Origin of the sequence: Proteus sp. PR00208 (assembly GCF_016238545.1) — a bacterium.
Taxonomy (GTDB): Bacteria; Pseudomonadota; Gammaproteobacteria; order Enterobacterales; family Enterobacteriaceae; genus Proteus.
Genome location: NZ_JAEHQE010000017.1, coordinates 65,736 through 85,305 on the forward strand (window position 1 = coordinate 65,736; position 19,570 = coordinate 85,305).

Annotated in this window: 14 protein-coding genes and 1 pseudogene; 5 read left to right on the forward strand and 10 right to left on the reverse strand. The window is 38.8% G+C overall.

The window, feature by feature from the left end; all coding sequences use genetic code 11:
* Window positions 1-400 precede the first annotated feature (400 nt).
* Window positions 401-3,235 carry an excinuclease ABC subunit UvrA gene (gene uvrA, locus JEP36_RS12610; RefSeq protein WP_198620615.1) on the reverse strand — a complete coding sequence of 945 codons (2,835 nt, stop codon included), beginning with the start codon at window positions 3,233-3,235 and terminating at the stop codon, window positions 401-403.
* A 252-nt stretch (window positions 3,236-3,487) separates the two neighbouring features.
* Between uvrA and ssb1 the strand changes: the two genes are divergently transcribed.
* Both ssb1 and zur read left to right on the forward strand, forming a co-directional pair.
* Window positions 3,488-4,015, forward strand: coding sequence for a single-stranded DNA-binding protein SSB1 (gene ssb1 / locus JEP36_RS12615; RefSeq protein WP_088494417.1), 528 nt, complete (start codon window positions 3,488-3,490; stop codon window positions 4,013-4,015).
* A gap of 204 nt (window positions 4,016-4,219) precedes the next feature.
* The gene (gene zur / locus JEP36_RS12620) at window positions 4,220-4,750 is read left to right on the forward strand and encodes a zinc uptake transcriptional repressor Zur (protein ID WP_109373158.1); all 531 of its coding nucleotides are present in this window, start codon (window positions 4,220-4,222) and stop codon (window positions 4,748-4,750) included.
* Between the two features lie 46 nt (window positions 4,751-4,796).
* On the opposite strand, the pseudogene JEP36_RS12625 reads toward zur, so the two are convergent.
* From JEP36_RS12625 to JEP36_RS12640, 4 genes and pseudogenes are all read right to left on the reverse strand, one after another.
* Window positions 4,797-5,094 (reverse strand): annotated as a pseudogene (locus tag JEP36_RS12625) (type II toxin-antitoxin system RelE family toxin).
* On the reverse strand, window positions 5,084-5,338 hold the full coding sequence (locus JEP36_RS12630) for a type II toxin-antitoxin system RelB/DinJ family antitoxin (RefSeq protein ID WP_023583073.1): 255 nt from the start codon (window positions 5,336-5,338) through the stop codon (window positions 5,084-5,086). The pseudogene JEP36_RS12625 and the gene JEP36_RS12630 overlap by 11 nt, the downstream one beginning before the upstream one ends.
* A 161-nt stretch (window positions 5,339-5,499) precedes the next feature.
* Entirely contained in the window at window positions 5,500-6,111 is a 612-nt protein-coding gene (gene lexA, locus JEP36_RS12635; RefSeq protein ID WP_109373157.1) for a transcriptional repressor LexA, read from the reverse strand.
* 127 nt (window positions 6,112-6,238) lie between these two features.
* Window positions 6,239-6,610: a diacylglycerol kinase gene (locus tag JEP36_RS12640; protein WP_006536373.1), complete on the reverse strand. Its 372-nt coding sequence runs from the start codon at window positions 6,608-6,610 to the stop codon at window positions 6,239-6,241.
* A gap of 130 nt (window positions 6,611-6,740) precedes the next feature.
* Between JEP36_RS12640 and plsB the strand changes: the two genes are divergently transcribed.
* On the forward strand, window positions 6,741-9,224 hold the full coding sequence (plsB, locus tag JEP36_RS12645) for a glycerol-3-phosphate 1-O-acyltransferase PlsB (RefSeq protein ID WP_109373156.1): 2,484 nt from the start codon (window positions 6,741-6,743) through the stop codon (window positions 9,222-9,224).
* 103 nt (window positions 9,225-9,327) lie between these two features.
* On the opposite strand, the gene ubiA is transcribed toward plsB, so the two are convergent.
* The 3 genes from ubiA to pgi all read right to left on the reverse strand — a co-directional run bounded on the left by ubiA (window position 9,328) and on the right by pgi (window position 12,588).
* Window positions 9,328-10,182: a 4-hydroxybenzoate octaprenyltransferase gene (gene ubiA, locus JEP36_RS12650; RefSeq protein WP_088494414.1), complete on the reverse strand. Its 855-nt coding sequence runs from the start codon at window positions 10,180-10,182 to the stop codon at window positions 9,328-9,330.
* Window positions 10,183-10,210: 28 nt separating this feature from the next.
* Window positions 10,211-10,720 carry a chorismate lyase gene (gene ubiC / locus JEP36_RS12655; RefSeq protein ID WP_023583078.1) on the reverse strand — a complete coding sequence of 170 codons (510 nt, stop codon included), beginning with the start codon at window positions 10,718-10,720 and terminating at the stop codon, window positions 10,211-10,213.
* A gap of 221 nt (window positions 10,721-10,941) precedes the next feature.
* Window positions 10,942-12,588: a glucose-6-phosphate isomerase gene (gene pgi / locus JEP36_RS12660; RefSeq protein ID WP_198630296.1), complete on the reverse strand. Its 1,647-nt coding sequence runs from the start codon at window positions 12,586-12,588 to the stop codon at window positions 10,942-10,944.
* Window positions 12,589-12,853: 265 nt separating this feature from the next.
* Here pgi and lysC point away from each other — a divergent pair, with 265 nt between their 5' ends.
* Together lysC and JEP36_RS12670 are read left to right on the forward strand one after the other, a co-directional pair.
* Complete coding sequence (gene lysC / locus JEP36_RS12665; RefSeq protein ID WP_198630297.1) at window positions 12,854-14,233, forward strand: lysine-sensitive aspartokinase 3; 1,380 nt, start codon at window positions 12,854-12,856, stop codon at window positions 14,231-14,233.
* Window positions 14,234-14,388: 155 nt separating this feature from the next.
* On the forward strand, window positions 14,389-15,033 hold the full coding sequence (locus JEP36_RS12670; RefSeq protein WP_198630298.1) for a hypothetical protein: 645 nt from the start codon (window positions 14,389-14,391) through the stop codon (window positions 15,031-15,033).
* Window positions 15,034-15,073: 40 nt separating this feature from the next.
* Here JEP36_RS12670 and JEP36_RS12675 read toward each other — a convergent pair whose 3' ends face one another.
* Together JEP36_RS12675 and metH are read right to left on the reverse strand one after the other, a co-directional pair.
* On the reverse strand, window positions 15,074-15,652 hold the full coding sequence (locus JEP36_RS12675) for a hypothetical protein (protein ID WP_232797642.1): 579 nt from the start codon (window positions 15,650-15,652) through the stop codon (window positions 15,074-15,076).
* 133 nt (window positions 15,653-15,785) lie between these two features.
* Entirely contained in the window at window positions 15,786-19,463 is a 3,678-nt protein-coding gene (gene metH, locus JEP36_RS12680) for a methionine synthase (RefSeq protein ID WP_198630299.1), read from the reverse strand.
* Window positions 19,464-19,570: the final 107 nt, after the last annotated feature.

A 19,570-nucleotide genomic window follows, 5' to 3' on the forward strand; every position in this document is an offset into this window, starting at 1 on the left:
ACCTTTATAAACAAATAAATAATTGATTAATAATGAAAAATAACTATTGTTATACAATAATAGTCAAGTATAACAATTGAAACAAATCACCAAATAAACTGTGCTGTCTATCACGATATACTATGATAATCCTTTCTATTTAGCTTTGTTATCTCGTATTTGGTTAAAATACTGTTACTAAACAGCACAATTAACCATTTGATCTGTTTTTTATAAAAATAGGTGGCTAATAAGATAAAAATAGATAAGGAAGTGTATAACCCAAAGAGAATACTTTTTTCGATAGAATTAAATTCTATCATATCCCATGGATTTACTTTTCTTGAAGAAAGTGCGCTACAAACCGTAAAGGGTTTATTGTTCGTAGCGCTTAGATCATAAGGGAATAAGCGGTGTGCTCTTAATAACCGCGCTCTAAGATTGGTTTTAAGAATCTTGCAGTATGTGAGCCTTCAAACTCTGCGACTTGCTCTGGTGTGCCTGACACTAAAATTTGACCGCCACCACTTCCGCCTTCAGGGCCAAGATCCACAATCCAGTCCGCTGTTTTGATCACATCAAGATTGTGCTCAATAACAACAATGGTATTACCTTGGTCACGTAATTGATGAAGTACTTCAAGTAACAACTCAATATCAGCAAAGTGAAGCCCTGTTGTAGGCTCATCAAGAATATAAAGCGTCTGTCCCGTACCACGTTTTGACAACTCTTTTGCTAACTTAACTCGCTGTGCTTCACCACCCGATAAAGTCGTTGCTGATTGCCCCAAGCGAATATAAGAAAGACCAACATCAATCAATGTTTGTAACTTACGAGCCAGCGCTGGCACAGCATCAAAGAACTCCCTCGCCTCTTCAATGGTCATATCCAACGCTTCGTGAATGTTTTTCCCTTTATATTTTATTTCAAGGGTTTCACGGTTATAACGCTGACCTTTACATTGATCGCAAGGTACATAAACATCTGGCAAAAAGTGCATCTCAACTTTTATTACGCCATCACCTTGGCAAGCCTCACAACGACCACCTTTTACGTTGAAACTAAAACGACCTGGCGTATAACCACGAGTACGCGATTCAGGTACACCCGCAAATAACTCACGAATAGGTGTAAATACCCCTGTATAAGTTGCTGGATTTGAACGAGGTGTTCGACCAATCGGGCTTTGGTTAATATCAATGACTTTATCGAAATGCTCTAAACCTTCAACGTCTAAATAAGGTGCAGGAACACTATTTGTAGCACCATTTAATTGGCGTTGTGCAATAGGGAATAACGTATCGTTAATCAACGTTGATTTACCTGAGCCTGAAACGCCCGTAATGCAGGTAAATAAACCCACGGGTAATTTCAGATTTACGTTTCTTAGGTTATTACCTTTAGCACCTAAAATCGTCAGCATTTTCTCACGATCAACTGGAACGCGTTGCTCTGGAATAGCAATACGACGTTCACCACTTAAGAATTTGCCTGTTAATGAATTCGGATTATTGATGATATCTTCAAGCGTACCTTGAGCAACAATTTCACCACCGTGAACGCCCGCGCCTGGGCCAATATCGATAACATGATCTGCTGCACGAATAGCATCTTCATCATGTTCAACAACGATCACCGTATTACCCAAATTACGTAAGTGGATCAGTGTTTCAAGTAGACGATCGTTATCTCGTTGATGTAACCCAATTGAAGGTTCATCCAAGACATACATTACGCCAACTAATCCAGCACCAATCTGGCTGGCTAAGCGGATACGTTGCGCTTCACCGCCTGACAAGGTTTCAGCCGAGCGAGAAAGTGTGAGGTAATTTAAGCCTACATTGACCAAAAATTTAAGTCGATCACCAATCTCTTTTAAGACTTTTTCTGCGATCTTTGCTCTTTGACCACTGAGCTTGAGATTTTGGAAAAAGGTCATCGCATGACCAATGCTGTAATCTGCAATTTCAGGTAATGTAGTATTTTCAACATACACATGGCGCGCTTCACGGCGTAAACGCGTACCACCACAAGAAGCACAAGGACGATTACTAATATACTTAGAAAGTTCTTCACGTACCGCGCTTGATTCTGTCTCGCGGTAACGGCGTTCCATATTATTTAATACGCCTTCAAAAGGATGATGACGAACAACAACATCACCACGATCGTTTGTGTATTTAAATTCAATATTCTCTTTGCCTGAACCCGTTAAAATGACTTTTTGAATATTATCTGGTAACGAATCAAACGGCGCTTCAACATCAAAATGGTAATGTTCACCCAATGAGCGAAGCATTTGGAAATAATAGAAGTTACGGCGATCCCATCCTTTAATTGCACCACCAGCAAGAGAAATCTCTCTATTTTGGATCACTAATTCAGGATCAAAAAATTGCTGAACACCTAAACCATCACAAGTTGGGCAAGCCCCAGCAGGGTTATTAAAAGAGAATAAACGAGGCTCTAGCTCGCTCATGCTATAACCACAAACAGGACAGGCAAAGTTTGCAGAAAAAATAATATCATCTGCATTGTTATCATCCATATCAGAGATAACAGCAGTACCACCAGAAAGTTCTAATGCTGTTTCAAAAGATTCTGCTAAACGTTGGGCGAGATCGTCACGCACTTTAAAACGGTCAATCACCACCTCAATGGTATGTTTTTTCTGTAATTCTAATGTCGGCGGATCAGAAAGATCACACACTTCGCCATCAATACGCGCACGAATATAACCTTGGGCAGCAAGATTATTGAGTAACTTAATATGCTCGCCTTTACGCTCTTTCACCACAGGCGCTAACAGCATTAAGCGCTTGCCTTCTGGCTGCTCAAGTACATTATCAACCATTTGGCTAACTGTTTGAGCGGCTAATGGAATATCGTGATCAGGACAGCGAGGTTCACCAACGCGTGCAAATAAGAGCCGTAGGTAGTCATGAATTTCTGTAATCGTTCCCACAGTCGAACGCGGGTTATGCGACGTAGATTTCTGCTCAATCGAAATAGCGGGAGACAAACCTTCGATGTGATCAACGTCAGGCTTTTCCATTAACGAAAGAAACTGACGAGCATAGGCAGAAAGCGATTCAACATAGCGTCGCTGTCCTTCTGCATAAAGCGTATCAAAGGCTAAAGAGGATTTACCAGAGCCAGAAAGTCCCGTAATAACAATAAGTTTATCGCGGGGAATGACCAAATTGATATTTTTTAGATTATGGGTGCGAGCGCCCCGTACTTCGATTTTATCCATGAACATATCCCGGATTGAGAGAGTCGCCGAAAAAGAAAGAATCGGATAATTATGACACAAAGTTAACTGAATGGATATACAGTATATATAGTGAAATTGAATGACGATGAAAACCTGTCATTTTGAGACAAAAAAATTTCGACAATGTTCACAAATGAGAAATTCATCACGCGTCATATTCAAATTTTAGCGTACGTGATAAACTTATTCGCTTATGATTTCAAAAAATTTACTTTCGCAGGAGTACCGCACATGGCGAGCAGAGGCGTAAACAAAGTTATTCTTATCGGTAATTTAGGGCAGGATCCAGAAATCCGTTATATGCCAAGTGGTGGTGCAGTTGCAAACCTGACACTGGCAACATCAGAAAGCTGGCGCGATAAACAAACCGGTGAAATGAAAGAAAAAACCGAGTGGCACCGTGTGGTAATTTTCGGCAAACTGGCAGAAATTGCAGGCGAATATCTGCGTAAAGGTTCACAAGTGTATATCGAAGGTCAATTACAGACACGTAAATGGCAAGACCAAAGCGGTCAAGACAGATATAGCACTGAAGTTGTGGTCAATATCGGTGGCTCAATGCAGATGTTAGGCGGCCGTGGTGGTCAAGATGGCGCACCTTCACAAGGTGGCCAAGGCGGTTGGGGTCAACCACAACAGCCACAAGCATCACAACAATTTAGCGGTGGCGCACAATCTCGTCCTGCACAACAACCTGCAGCAGCACCAGCGCCAAACAATGAACCACCAATGGATTTTGATGACGATATTCCGTTTTAACGGTCACCTGAAACCTAGTTTCAGAAAAAATTATCTTAAAACCATCTAAAAAATTAACCCAGCTTAGGCTGGGTTTTTTGTTGATGATCATGCAGAACACTATGAAAAGTTATTTTCACAAAACCCCACTTTACACAAAGGTTTGCTTTCAAAAAATATGGTAAGATCTGCGCCATTAACAACGTCTGAGAGCATCTGATCCCCATGAATGAAGAGAAATTGCTCGCTCAGGCAGAAAAGATCTGCCAGAAACGAGGTGTTCGCCTGACTTCACAACGTCTGGCAGTATTGCGTCTGATAGTGCAGCAACCTTCTGCTATCAGCGCATACGACTTATTGGATTTACTACGCCAAGTTGAACCACAAGCAAAACCGCCAACGGTTTATCGTGGATTAGAATTTTTACTTGAGCAAGGATTTATCCATAAAATAGAATCCACCAACAGCTATGTACTTTGTCATCATTTTGATGATGTTGAACACACATCAGTAATGCTAATTTGTGACCGTTGTTTATCTGTCACTGAAAAAAATAGCCATAAAATCGAAAATTCTATTTCATTACTGGCACAAGAGAGTGGATTTCATTTACGACATAGCGTAATCGAAATTCATGGATTATGTTCACAGTGCCACGAAGCACAAGAGTGTACTCATCCTGAAGGTTGTCATCATGATCACAGTATGGATGATAATCTTAAGCAGAAAAAAACCGGTGACTATAAGCCTCGTTAAGCTTATAAAATACAAAAAGCCAGCTAAATGCTGGCTAATACGTGTTCTACTTTTGAATTCTCATTTCAGCTAATGAATACGCTTTACTTTCTTCACGCTTACCAATAGCAATAACTAAAATAACGACTTCTGAATCAATGATTTGGTAAACCAATCGAAAACCAGATGCTCGTAATTTAATCTTATAGCAACCCGAGAGATAACCTTTTAAGCGAGCAGACTCACTCTATATAAGGGTTTTCCTGTAATTTTTTTAATTTCTTTTTAAATTGTTCTTTAATGCTTTGATCGAGTTTCTACCATTCTTTTAATGCACGCTTATCAAACTCAATATTAAAGATCATCAATATTTACTCTTATACGTTTACATGGTTTCTTCAAACGCTCACGTACAACAGCTAAAATATCCTCATCTTCATCTTGTTCACCAACAACGACAGAAACTTCAGAGAAAGGTAACTTTTCATTTTCAGAAACATAACGTAGAAACAATCTTATAGCATCTGAAGGAGACAGGTTCATTTTTTCAAATACTTGATAAGCTTCTTTTTTTAGCTCATCGTCTACTCTAACTTGTATTGTTGTCATAAACACCTCCATAATTAAAACTCATCATATTGTAATTACATTTGTAGTGCAGTGGTGTTTTTTTATACAAATTAAAAAATAAAAAATGCAGATGATTTTGTGCTTTTACACATCATCTGCATCTTTATAAAATAAGTTGTGTTGACTTACTTTGGTACAAATTACAGCCATTCACCGTTACGAATAACCCCGACTGCTAAACCTTCCACAGTAAAGTTTTGTTCGCGTAAATCGACGATAATAGGTGAAAATTCTGGGTTTTCTGCATGAAGTTCAATTTTATTACCGCTTTTCTTAAGGCGCTTTACTGTCACTTCATCTTCAATACGAGCCACAATAACTTGCCCGTTGTGAACATCTTGCGTTTTATGCACGGCAAGTAAATCGCCATCCATAATACCGATATCTTTCATTGACATACCATTAACGCGCAATAAAAAATCTGCACTTGGTTTAAATAGCATTGGGTCAACTTGATAATGGCTTTCAATATGCTCTTGCGCTAAAAGTGGTTCACCAGCTGCGACTCGCCCAATTAATGGCAATCCTTCTGGCTCTTCTTCCATTAGCAAACGGATACCTCTGGATGCACCAGAGACAATTTCTATCACACCTTTACGAGCAAGAGCTTTTAAGTGCTCTTCTGCCGCATTTGGTGAGCGAAACCCAAGTTGGGAAGCTATTTCAGCCCGTGTTGGTGGCATACCCGTTTGCGAAATGTGATCACGAACCAAATCGTAAACCTGCTGCTGCCTTGCAGTTAATGCTTTCATTCCGCCCCCTGTTTGTTTATACAGTCAGACTGTGAGTATATACAGGTATATGACGATTTGAAACCTCAAATGAATATAAAACACGCATCTTTGGATTATTTTTCGACAAAAATCGAATTTTTTAACTTTATGCGAAGAAATGCCCCCAAAGAATGGTTACCCAAGTAAATAATCCCAATATAATAGCAATCAGAACGGCGGCAGAACCCATATCTTTTGCACGTCCAGATAATTCGTGGTATTCAGATCCAATTCGATCGACAACGGCTTCTATTGCACTATTTACCAGTTCCAAGATCACAACCAACACAACGGAACCAATGAGTAAAATGCGCTCTAGACCACTGACATCGATGAAAAATGAAAGGATAATTGCAACCAAGGTCACAATAGCTTCTTGTCTAAAAGCGGCTTCATTAATCCAAGCGGCACGAATGCCTTTGTATGAATAGCCACCAGCTTTAATGATTCGGGTAAGACCTTTATTTTGATTAGCCATAATAAACTCTATCGAAAACAAACGATTATTTTGCCACTTTTCTCTATTAATATTGTCACAGCACCACAGATCTACGAAAGACTTTCTGTTATGCTTTCGAAGTATTGCTAATAAGAGGCTACAACTATTTATGTCAGCTTGGCGTAAACTATATTATAACACATTGAATTTACCACTAAAATTACTGGTAAAAAGCAAACGAGTTCCGACTAACCCTATCACTGAATTAGGATTAGATACGTCGCGATCTTTTCTTTATGTTCTGCCTTATCATTCCAAGGCGGACTTACTGACTTTAAGACAGCAATGTCTATCATTAGGATTGCCAGATCCACTGCAACCTATTGAAATAGGCGGAACAAAACTTCCTGCATACGTCTTTATTGATGACGGCCCAAGAGTATTCCGTTACTACTCGCCCGATCCTCGAAAAGATTCCGTGAAGACATTCCACGCTTATCTTGATGCACATCGTAATAACCCACATCTTGATATTGAGATGTTGCCAGTTTCTGTGATGTTTGGACGCTCTCCAGGTCGTGAAGGCCATAATGGTGTTCCACATTTACGTGTGCTTAACGGTATCCAAAAATTTATCGCTATCCTCTGGTTAGGTCGTGATAGTTTTGTTCGTTTTTCACCCACTGTATCAATGCGTGAAATGGCGAACGAACACGGCACTGACACCAGTATAGCTCGAAAACTCGCTCGCGTTGCGCGTATCCATTTTTCACGTCAGCGTTTAGCGGCAGTTGGCCCTAAATTGCCAGCACGCCAAGATCTCTTCAATAAATTGCTTTCATCGAAAGCCATTGAAAAAGCAATTGAAGATGAATCAAAAGCGAAGAAAATCTCACTTGATAAAGCACGTAAAAATGCCACTGATATCATGGAAGAAATTGCAGCTAATTTCTCATATGAAGCGGTGCGTATTAGTGATCGTGTATTAAGTTGGACATGGAATAAGCTCTACCAAGGTATTAACGTTTATAATGCCGAACGCGTGCGTAAACTCGCGCAAGATGGGCATGAAATCGTTTATGTTCCTTGTCACCGTAGCCACATGGACTACTTGCTGCTTTCTTATGTGCTTTATCACCAAGGTTTAGTACCCCCACATATTGCGGCAGGTATTAACCTCAACTTCTGGCCAGCAGGTCCGATTTTCCGCCGTTTAGGGGCATTCTTTATCCGAAGAACCTTTAAAGGTAACAAGCTTTACTCCACCATTTTCCGCGAATATTTAGGTGAGCTATTTACACGAGGCTACTCCATTGAATATTTTGTTGAAGGTGGACGCTCTCGCACAGGTCGATTGTTAGATCCTAAAACAGGGACACTTTCAATGACGGTACAAGCCATGTTACGCGGTGAAACACGCCCTATCTCTGTTGTTCCAATTTACATTGGGTATGAGCACGTAATGGAAGTGGCAACCTATGCCAAAGAGTTACGTGGAGCAACAAAAGAGAAAGAAGGTTTTATGCAGATGGTCAGAGGATTACGTAAATTACGTAACCTTGGTCAAGGCTATGTGAACTTTGGTGAGCCGATTTCTGTTGTACAATACTTAAATCAGGCTGTACCACAATGGCGTGATGATATTGATCCCATTGAGCCACAGCGTCCAAGTTGGTTGAACCCAGCAGTAAGCGCACTAGCTGATAACATTATGGTTCATATCAATAATGCAGCATCGATTAATGCGATCAACCTTGTTTCAACAGCCTTGCTGGCATCACGTCAGCGCGCACTCACAAGAGAGCAACTGTTAGAGCAAGTCGATTGTTATCTGCAATTATTACGCAATGTGCCTTATTCGACAGATATGATTGTGTCTGATAAAAATGCTGAAACCTTATTAGAACACGCTCTACAATCAGATAAATTCCAAGTCGAAAAAGACAGTCTGGGTGATATTGTGGTACTTCCTCGTGAAAGCGCGGTATTAATGACTTATTACCGTAATAACACAATCCACTTAATGGTCACTCCGTCATTAATTGCCAGCATCATCTTACATCATGAAAAAATCCATCGTGATGATTTAATGAAACAAGTTGAGCTAATCTTCCCTCTTATTAAAGCGGAACTATTTATTCGTTATGAGAAAGAAGAACTCCCTGAAGTCATTAATACTTTGATTGCAGAATTGTGCCGTCAACGCCTGATTTGTTCTGATAGTGATGGCTTACTACGTATCAACCCAGCGCGTATTCGTCCATTACAGCTTTTAGCCGCCAGCGTCAGAGAAACATTACAACGCTATGGTATTACACTCTCCTTACTCAATTTTGCACCCGAAATTAGTCGTGCATTATTGGAGAAAGAGAGCCGTATCTTGGCACAACGTCTTTCAGTCTTGCATGGTATCAACGCACCTGAGTTCTTTGATAAAGCGGTATTCTCTACTTTAGTTTCAACGCTACGTGAAGAAGGGTATCTCAATGATAATGAAGATATCCTAAAAGCAGATGCATCTGCTCTTTACCAAGTGATTGCAAAATTAATGTCACCAGAAATTCGCTTAACCATTGAAAGCGTGGGGATCACTGAAGATAACAATTCAGTACAAACTATTGACGAAAAAAGTGAGCCTAAAGCTGATGAATAATCAGTAAATAGAGCCATAACCGAAATAGAAAAGGGATAAGCGCATTGCTTATCCCTTTTTGTTTCTACTCGATTGTAGAGAACCATTTAGCACTTATGATCCGTTAAAAATAACTAAATAAAATGCCCGCAAATAAAACAAAACCAACATAGTTATTATTCATAAAAGCTTGGAAACACGGCGCTCTTTCACGCTCTGCAATAAGTTTCTGCTGATAAATAAACAGCGCTGTTACTAACAATAGCGACCAGTAGTAGATACCTTTCAGATTCAGCAAAATACCGATACCCACTAATAATGCCAACATCACCAGTTGTAAAATACCGATAATAATTTTGTCATAACGACCGAATAAAATGGCGGTAGATTTAACCCCAATTTTTATATCATCATTACGATCAACCATGGCATATTGTGTATCGTAAACTACAGACCAGACAATATTGACAAGAAATAATAGCCAACACACTAATGGCAAACTTTCAGAAACAGCAGCAAATCCCATAGGGATTGACCAGCCAAAAGCCATACCTAAAATAAGCTGGGGTAAATTACTAAACCGTTTAACGAAAGGATAAAACCACGCCAGCGCAAGCCCTGCCACAGAGAGCCAAATAGTCATAGTATTAAGTGTTAAAACTAATGCAAAGGACAAGAGTACCAAAACGATAAATAGAATTTTGCTCTCTTTTTCTGTCACAGCTCCACTAGGTAATGGTCGATTTTTAGTTCGTTCAACACTGCCATCAATTTTCCGGTCAGCAAAGTCGTTTATTACACACCCAGCGGCACGCATAGAGAACACGCCAATAGTAAAGACAATCAGAATATGCCAATCAGGAAAACCTTTAGCGGCAATCCATAAAGCCCAATAAGTTGGCCAAAGTAATAATAGCGCTCCGATAGGTTTATCTATACGCATTAAACGGCTATATGCTTGCCATTTACTTTGCGTCATACTTCCCTCCAATTTTAGCTCCCCCTAATTACTTCTCATACACTGGTGATGCAGGTAGAAACATCTCGGTTAATAATAAAGGTTTATCTGAAAGCTGGAAACGAGAACGGCGTAGCCAATACCCATTTTGTTGCCCGATATGAATAAAATCACGGCTTAATGTTGTTTCCTGAAACAGATAACGCCCAAGTGGAACGGTTCTTAGATTGACCAGTTTTCTGTCTTCGCCTGTCAATGTTTCTTCTGGTACTAACGTCCGCCCTAATAACCAAGGAATATCGTCACCACACAATACCACTTCTCTTAACCAATAACGCTGACTTTTGGGTAAACACGCTCTTTCGTCAGCGGGCTCAATAATGTCAATAAACCCTTCTTGATAAGGCATTACGGTGACTTTTTGGCAATATTGTTCAAATCGCCGTGTCATTGAGCCTAATTCCATTAACCAACTTAATGTACTTTCTTGAATACTTGCATGTTCCTCACTAGGTAGCCAATGGATAGGTGCAGGGGTAATTATTGATTTTTTGAACATTTATTCATCATCACGCTTTGATGATCCTAACTAGTATGAGTCATGATGCGTAAGGATATCATGATGTGACTAAGGGAAGTTAAAAGCTGATAACATTTCGCATAAATAATCTAAAAAAGCGTTAAAAGAAAATCAGATTGAATACTAACTAATCAAAAAACAAAGGAGGTTATAAAAACCTCCTTTCTATCTAACCAACTACTTATATTCAGTTTATTCGATTAACGCCATGCTTTATAACGATTAATCAGATTATTTGTTGAGCTATCATGGCTGTTAACACTTTCCTTACCTTTTAATTCAGGAAGAATACGATTAGCCAGTTGTTTGCCTAATTCAACACCCCATTGGTCAAAGGTGAAGATATTGAAAATAACACCTTGTACAAAGATTTTATGTTCATACATTGCAATCAATGCACCTAATGAATAAGGCGTAATTTCTTTTAACAGAATAGAGTTAGTTGGGCGGTTACCTTCGAACACTTTAAAAGGGGCAACATATCCCATAGTCTTAGGATCTTTTCCTGCTGTGGCAAATTCAGCATCAACTTGCTCACGCGTTTTACCAAAAGCGAGGGCTTCGGTTTGTGCAAAAAAGTTAGACATCAATTTTGCGTGATGATCGGATAGTGGGTTATGACTAATTGCAGGCGCAATAAAATCACAAGGGATAATTTTTGTACCTTGGTGGATCAGTTGGTAAAACGCATGTTGTCCGTTTGTACCCGGTTCCCCCCAAATGATAGGGCCCGTTTGATAACTCACTTTGTTTCCATCACGATCAATATACTTACCATTCGATTCCATATTGCCTTGTTGGAAGTAAGCCGCAAAGCGATGCATGTATTGATCGTATGGCAGAATCGCTTCAGTTTCTGTGCCAAAAAAATTGTTATACCAAATGCCAATCAGAGCGAGGATCATTGGGATGTTATTTTCAGCATCTGTTGTTCTAAAGTGATTATCCATTGCATGAGCACCTTCCAGCAATTGCTCAAAATTGTCATAACCAACAGATAATGCGATAGATAAACCAATTGCTGACCATAATGAATAACGACCACCAACCCAATCCCAAAACTCAAACATATTGGCAGTATCAATACCAAATTTAGCTACTTCTGTGCTGTTTGTGGATAACGCCACAAAGTGTTTAGCGACAAATGCACTTTCTTTAGCTGAGGCTAAGAACCAATCTCTTGCTGAATGCGCATTTGTCATGGTTTCTTGTGTAGTAAAGGTTTTTGATGCAATAAGGAATAGCGTCGTTTCAGGATCACATTTTTTCAGTGTTTCTGCGATATGCGTACCATCAACATTAGAAACAAAATGCATAGTAAGATGGTTTTTATATGGACGTAATGCTTCTGTCACCATATAAGGGCCAAGATCAGAACCACCGATACCAATATTCACAACATCAGTAATTGCCTTGCCTGTATAACCTTTCCATTCACCACTAATAATGCGCTCACTGAATGTTTTCATTTTATTCAGTACAGCATTAACTTCAGGCATAACATCTTTGCCATCAACGATGACGGGAGTATTGCTACGATTACGTAATGCAGTATGCAATACAGCACGATCTTCAGTACGGTTGATTTTTTCACCCGTAAACATGCTATTTATCGCACCTTTAACGTCACATTCCTTAGCCAAAGCCTGCAATTTTTCTAATGTTTCTTTCGTAATACGGTTTTTTGAAAAATCCACTAGAATTTGGTCTGAAAACGTTTTTGAAAATTGCTCAAAGCGTGATGGTTCCTGAGCAAACAGTGTTTTCATCTCGGTATTTTTGATCACCGAGAAATGGTTTTCTAATGCCTTCCAGGCTAGGGTTTGGGTTGGGTTTACATTTTTCATTCACAATACTCTCTTAAGATTACAATCCAATATTCTCAGATTGTAGCCTGACATTTAATAGTTACAGTCAATTCTTTCTCATTTGATGATATTGGTCAAAACCATTCAATAAATCTAGTACTAATTACTTACATAGGTAAAACCGATAATGTGGAGCTGATTATTAATTAAATTGATTATTCTTCACTCTGCATTGACTCTCTACTTAATAACCGATATTCCTAAGTGTGTCCAACATCTCATTTTTGCCTAAAGGAATACGACAATGACTGATAATACTGCTACGCCTTCATCTGCATCATCGCCATACACTATCGCTAAATTTGGTGGCACCAGTGTTGCTAACTTTTCAGCAATGGAAAAATGTGCAGATATTATCCTGAAACAAAAGTCAGTTCGTGTTGTGGTTCTTTCGGCATCTGCCGGCATTACTAATTTGTTAATTGAGCTTGCAGCAGGTACAGAGCCTTCACAACGAGAAGCTTTGCTCTCACAAGTTCGTGATATTGAGTATGCAATTATCAACCAGCTTTCTCAGCCAGAAATTATTTCTCAAGAAATAAATCGTCTGCTTGAGAATATTGAGATGCTCTCTGAAGCTGCTTCACTTGCCACATCTGATGCCTTGACAGACGAATTAGTCAGCCACGGTGAATTAATGTCAACCTTGCTATTTGTTGAATTATTGCGTGAAAAAGGCATACAGGCAGATTGGTTTGATGTCAGAAAAGTGATGAAAACGAATGATCTATTTTGTCATGCAGAGCCCGATATGGTGCAGTTAACAACACTAACACAAAGCCTTATTCAGCCTCGTTTGGAAGAAACTGTCATCGTCACACAAGGTTTTATTGGTCAAGAGCCTAAAGGGAGAACCACAACACTCGGTCGTGGTGGTAGTGACTATACGGCTGCACTTATTGGTGAAGCACTCGAAATGTCTCGTGTGGATATTTGGACGGATGTACCCGGCATTTACAGTACCGATCCAAGAATAGTGCCAGAGGCACATCGTATTGATCAAATCGCCTTTAATGAAGCGGCTGAAATGGCCACCTTTGGCGCTAAAATTTTACACCCTGCCACATTATTACCAGCTGTACGTAGTGGTATTCCCGTGTTTGTGGGGTCTAGCAAAGCCCCCGAAGAAGGCGGTACATTAGTTTGTGCTCAAACAGAAAATCCACCTGTATTCCGCGCAATTGCACTACGTAGAAAACAAACTTTACTCACATTACACAGCCTGAAAATGCTTCATGCACGAGGTTTTTTAGCAGAGATATTTACTATTTTATCGCGCCATCATATCTCTGTTGATGTGATAACCACATCAGAAGTGAGCATTGCGTTAACACTTGATACAACTGGCACTACCAACGCATCGGGGAGTTTATTAACCAATGCACTCTTAACTGAATTATCCGCATTATGCCGTGTTGAAGTAGAAGAAGATCTAGCATTAGTTGCTGTGATTGGTAATTCACTTTCACAGGTGAATGGTTTAGGTATTAAAATTTTCGGCACATTAGAAAATTATAATATTCGTATGATAAGCCATGGTGCAAGTACTCACAATTTATGTTTATTAGTTGATGGCAAAGATGCGGATAATATTGTGCGTAAATTACATGATACATTGTTTTAATTAATAACGAATTATCAATATATAAAAGAGAGATAAGAAATTATTTCTCTTTTATATTTCATACTCTTTATTAAAAATGCTTTATCTATTAAAGATACTCCATTTATATTTTTTTAAACTACAACCTCACTTTATTAAAAAATATGGATATCTCAATGAAAAAAATAGGTAGTTTTAATCACTTAAGGATCACCCAAACAAATTTCATTCCTTATATAAAAGAAGTAAATAATGACTTAAATGGAAGTATAACATCAACCCAAAACACGAATAACACAATGTTACAAAGCGCTAAACAGAAAAACGAAAAATCAATATATCATGTGAATTCTTTGAATAAGAAAATACAATCAGATACTGAATTGACTAATTTCATACAAAATACTAAAAATAATGAATATTTAATTAAAGAAACAATAGAACAGATATCTTTAAATTTTGAAAGATTAATTAGTTCAGATAACATTATTAATGAAGAAATAAAAAAAACATATCAAGAAAAAAAAGATAATATTTTAAATTATATTAATAAAAATAACATTGAAAAATTAATTAGTCTTAATGAGAATAACATTGAAAAATTAATTAGTCTTAATGAAAATAACATTGAAAAATTAATTAGTCTTAATGAAAATACCGAAATAGCAAAATATTCTGAAAACCTTAAGAATATAAAGGAAAGTTTTATAGAAATTATTCAAGAATACCTATCGCCAAATTTCAAACAAACACCGACTACATCGTTAAGAATAGATAAGCACCTAGCATTAATTAATAAGACCAGCCATTATACTCAATAATTTTATTTTAAAGAGCTTCTTACTAAGAAGCTCTTTATTTTTAATACACCCGATAACCACCATATTTCTTAGCAAATTGATTAAACTTACCAAAATCAATTAAGGCAATTTCTAAAGAACGATGCGCAATATGAGACATCTTTGCAATTTTTTCAACAAAAAGCCGGTTATCTTCCAACAAGTTAGCAGTAAGTGTAGAAGCAATAATCTCACACTCTTTCGGTGTGACAATCCAACCATCATTAGTAGCGAATTTATGAATAGGGATATTCCCTTCTTTTTTACTCTCTTGAGCAAGCAACGCTTCTTCTTCTTTCATTGCCTGCTTAAATAATGCTATTTCTTCTTCAACAGGCTCTGGGGAAGTCGGAGTTTTATGATAAATATAGTCCCCGACTTCTTCGATTCGTGCAGGCGTCATTTCTGCTTTTAGCCAAATTTTATCAAATGCTTTTTCATCTAAAACAGCATCAGTATCTAAGTTTCCTGTTAGTTGCATCAGATTTAAAAAAGCATTAATTAAAACTTCACTTAATGGATAATTTCCTTTTGCTAAAGAAGGAAACGGCACCTCAGCGCCAGCAGGTGGTGTTTTCTGAAGGTACAAAGTATAGCTCATTGTAATGTCCTTTTTTCTGATACAAGCTTATAGCTTAAACATCTTTAATGAGAACGGCTAGAGGAAATAACAAGGAGATATTGCTATCCCCTCACTATTTATTACATTATTGAGATCTGAAAACAAAAATAAACTAAGACTCATACCCTAAATTAGGCGCTAACCAACGTTCAACTTCACTCACACTCATTTCTCGGCGTTTTGCGTAATCTTCAACCTGATCTTTTTGAATTTGAGCAACAGCGAAATATTTACTGTCAGGATGGCTAAAATACCAGCCCGATACTGAAGCACCAGGCCACATGGCATAAGCATCTGTCAGTTTCATTCCAATGCGATTTTCAACATCAAGTAATTGCCAAATTTTTGCTTTTTCTGTGTGCTCAGGACAAGCAGGATACCCCGGCGCAGGTCGAGTTCCTTGATATTTCTCTCGAATAAGTTCGTCATTAGAGAGGTTTTCATCCGCGCTATAACCCCAAATCTTTGTTCTGACCCGTTGGTGAAGATATTCAGCAAAGGCCTCTGCTAATCTATCTGATAACGCTTTTACCATGATTTTATTGTAGTCATCATGGGCATTATCATAAACATTCGCAAGAGTATCTTCTTCTAATCCGCCCGTGACTGCGAAAGCACCAAAATAGTCAGCAACACCACTTTCAACAGGAGCAATAAAATCGGCTAAGCAGTAATTAGGAAAATCATTTTTCTCCGTTTGTTGACGTAAATGACAGCTTTTCAAAAGTACTTGTTGGCGGCTTTCATCTTGATAAATCACAATATCATCACCCAGACGATTTGCAGGGAATAGCCCCATAATCCCTTTAGGTGTTAATAATTTTTCACGACTTAATTTGTCCAGCATCGCATTTGCATCGGCAAATACACGCTTTGCTTCTTCACCAACCACATCATCTTCTAAAATTCGCGGATATTTCCCCGCTAAAGACCACGTCATAAAGAAAGGCGTCCAATCGATATATTCACGCAAGGTTTCAATACTTGCCGTGATCTCTTGCACTCCTAATTGATTGGGCTTTGGTGGTGTGTAATTTTGCCAATCAATTTGTAGTGCATTTTTTCGCGCAACCTCTAAAGAAACAGGAGGAGTACGAGGTTTTTTTCTGGCGTATTGCTGGCGTACAACGTCATATTCACGACGCGTTCTAGCAACAAAATCGGCTTTTTGTGTTTCAGATAATAGTGCAGCAACAACACCTACAGTTCTTGAAGCATTTTGAACATAAACAGTAGGATGACTATAATTAGGTTCTATTTTTACTGCAGTATGCGCTTTAGACGTTGTTGCTCCACCAATCATTAATGGTAAAGAAAAACCGCGCCTTTCCATCTCTTTAGCAACATTCACCATCTCATCAAGTGAAGGTGTGATCAGCCCTGAAAGACCAATAATATCGACTTTTTCATCAATCGCTGTTTGCAAAATTTTATCGCAAGGCACCATTACACCTAAGTCGATAATTTCATAGTTATTGCACTGCAAAACCACACCGACAATATTTTTACCAATATCGTGAACATCACCTTTCACTGTGGCGAGTAAAATTTTACCTGCGGAAGTTCCTGCCTGTTTTGTCGCTTGGATATAAGGCTCAAGATAAGCAACGGCTTGTTTCATCACTCTTGCTGATTTCACAACTTGAGGCAAAAACATTTTGCCTTCACCGAATAAATCACCGACGGTATTCATACCATTCATCAATGGCCCTTCAATCACTTCAATAGGGCTTGATGCTTGTTGGCGACAAGCTTCTGTATCTTCAACAATAAACTCGGTGATCCCTTTAATTAAGGCGTATTCTAAACGTTTCTCAACATTCCACTGCCTCCATTCGGCAAGCTGATGATTTTGCTCATCACTTTTAGTGCCACGATAACGCTCTGCCAATGCTAATAAATTATCTGTGCTCTCTTCATGACGATTTAAAATGACATCTTCAACTGCGTTACGCAGTTCATCAGGTAGTGAGTCATAAATGGCGAGTTGTCCCGCATTGACAATCCCCATATCCATACCATTTTTTACTGCGTAATAGAGAAAAACAGAGTGAATAGCCTCACGAACAGGATCGTTACCTCTAAATGAGAATGAAACGTTAGATACCCCACCAGAAATTAAGGCATAAGGCAGTTGAGATTTAATATCCGCACAGACTTCAATAAAATCAACGGCATAATTATTATGTTCTGCGATACCTGTTGCGACGGCAAATATATTAGGATCAAAAATAATATCTTCAGGAGGAAAACCCGCTTGCTCGGTCAATAACTGATAAGCTCGACGACAAATTTCAATTTTGCGTTCTCGGGTATCCGCTTGCCCTACTTCATCAAACGCCATAACGACAACAGCAGCACCATATTTACGCACCAATCTAGCATGCTCAAGAAAAGGAACTTCACCCTCTTTCATCGAAATTGAGTTAACAATACCTTTGCCTTGAATACACTTTAGACCTTCTTCGATCACTTCCCATTTGGAGGAGTCAATCATCACAGGCACTTTGGCAATATCAGGCTCACCCGCAATGAGATTAAGAAAACGTGTCATTGCTTCGACGGCATCTAGCATGCCTTCATCCATGTTGATATCAATGATTTGAGCACCGTTTTCAACTTGATGACGTGCAACATCTAACGCTTCTTGGTAATTACCTTCTTTTATCAAGCGCTTAAATTTAGCAGAACCTGTAACGTTGGTTCTTTCGCCCACATTCACAAACAGTGAATTTTCATCAATGACTAATGGTTCAAGACCTGAAAGACGACATGCTTTTTTCAAGGAAGGTAATACTCTTGGTGCAATGCCTTCTACCGCTTGTGAAATGGCGAGAATATGCGCAGGAGTGGTTCCACAACAACCTCCTACAATATTGAGAAAACCAGCTTGTGCCCACTCTTTAATTTGCTCAGCCATCTCTTGGGCATCTAAATCATAGCCTCCAAAGGCGTTAGGCAAACCAGCATTAGGGTGAGCACTGACATAGGTTTCAGAAATTTGTGAAAGTGTTTGAATATATTGGCGTAATTCTTTAGGGCCTAAAGCACAATTTAAGCCAAATGAAAGCGCATCCGCATGGCGTAAAGAGTGATAGAACGCTTCTGTTGTTTGACCTGTTAATGTTCTTCCTGATGCATCCGTAATGGTGCCGGAGATCATCACAGGTAACTCAATATTGAGTGATTCAAATTCACATTTAATGGCGAAAATAGCCGCTTTCGCATTTAGTGTGTCGAAAATAGTTTCGACCATAATTAGATCAACACCGCCTGTAATTAATCCGCGCGTTGCTTCTCGATAAGCTTCCACCAGCTTATCAAATGAAACGTTACGAAAAGCTGGATCGTTAACATCTGGGGATATTGAGGCAGTTCTATTGGTTGGCCCCAAAACACCCGCGACATAGCGAGGTTTATCTGGTGTTAAGGCACTCCATTTATCTGCACAGGCTTTAGCTAATTTTGCCGCTTCTTCATTAAGTTCGAAACAAAGCGACTCCATCTGATAATCCGCCATCGCGATAGATGTCGAGTTAAAGGTGTTGGTTTCAACAATATCAGCGCCTGCTTGAAAATAAGCATTATGAATATCGGCAATAATTTGCGGTTGAGTTAAAACTAAAAGATCATTATTCCCTTTGACATCACAACGCCAATCAGCAAAACGCTCACCTCGATAATCGGCTTCTGTCAGTTGATATTGTTGGATCATTGTACCCATTGCACCATCAAGTACTAAGATACGTTTTGCTAATGCTTCCGTCAGTTGTTGCTTTATGTTTGCCACGTTGTTCCCTCTTAATAGAGAATGTTTTTGTTCTTGTTTTCTTTATTGTTATTTCGTTGTTTTTTTATCCTACCATATCTTTTTATAAAGATTTCTAAGACGAAGAT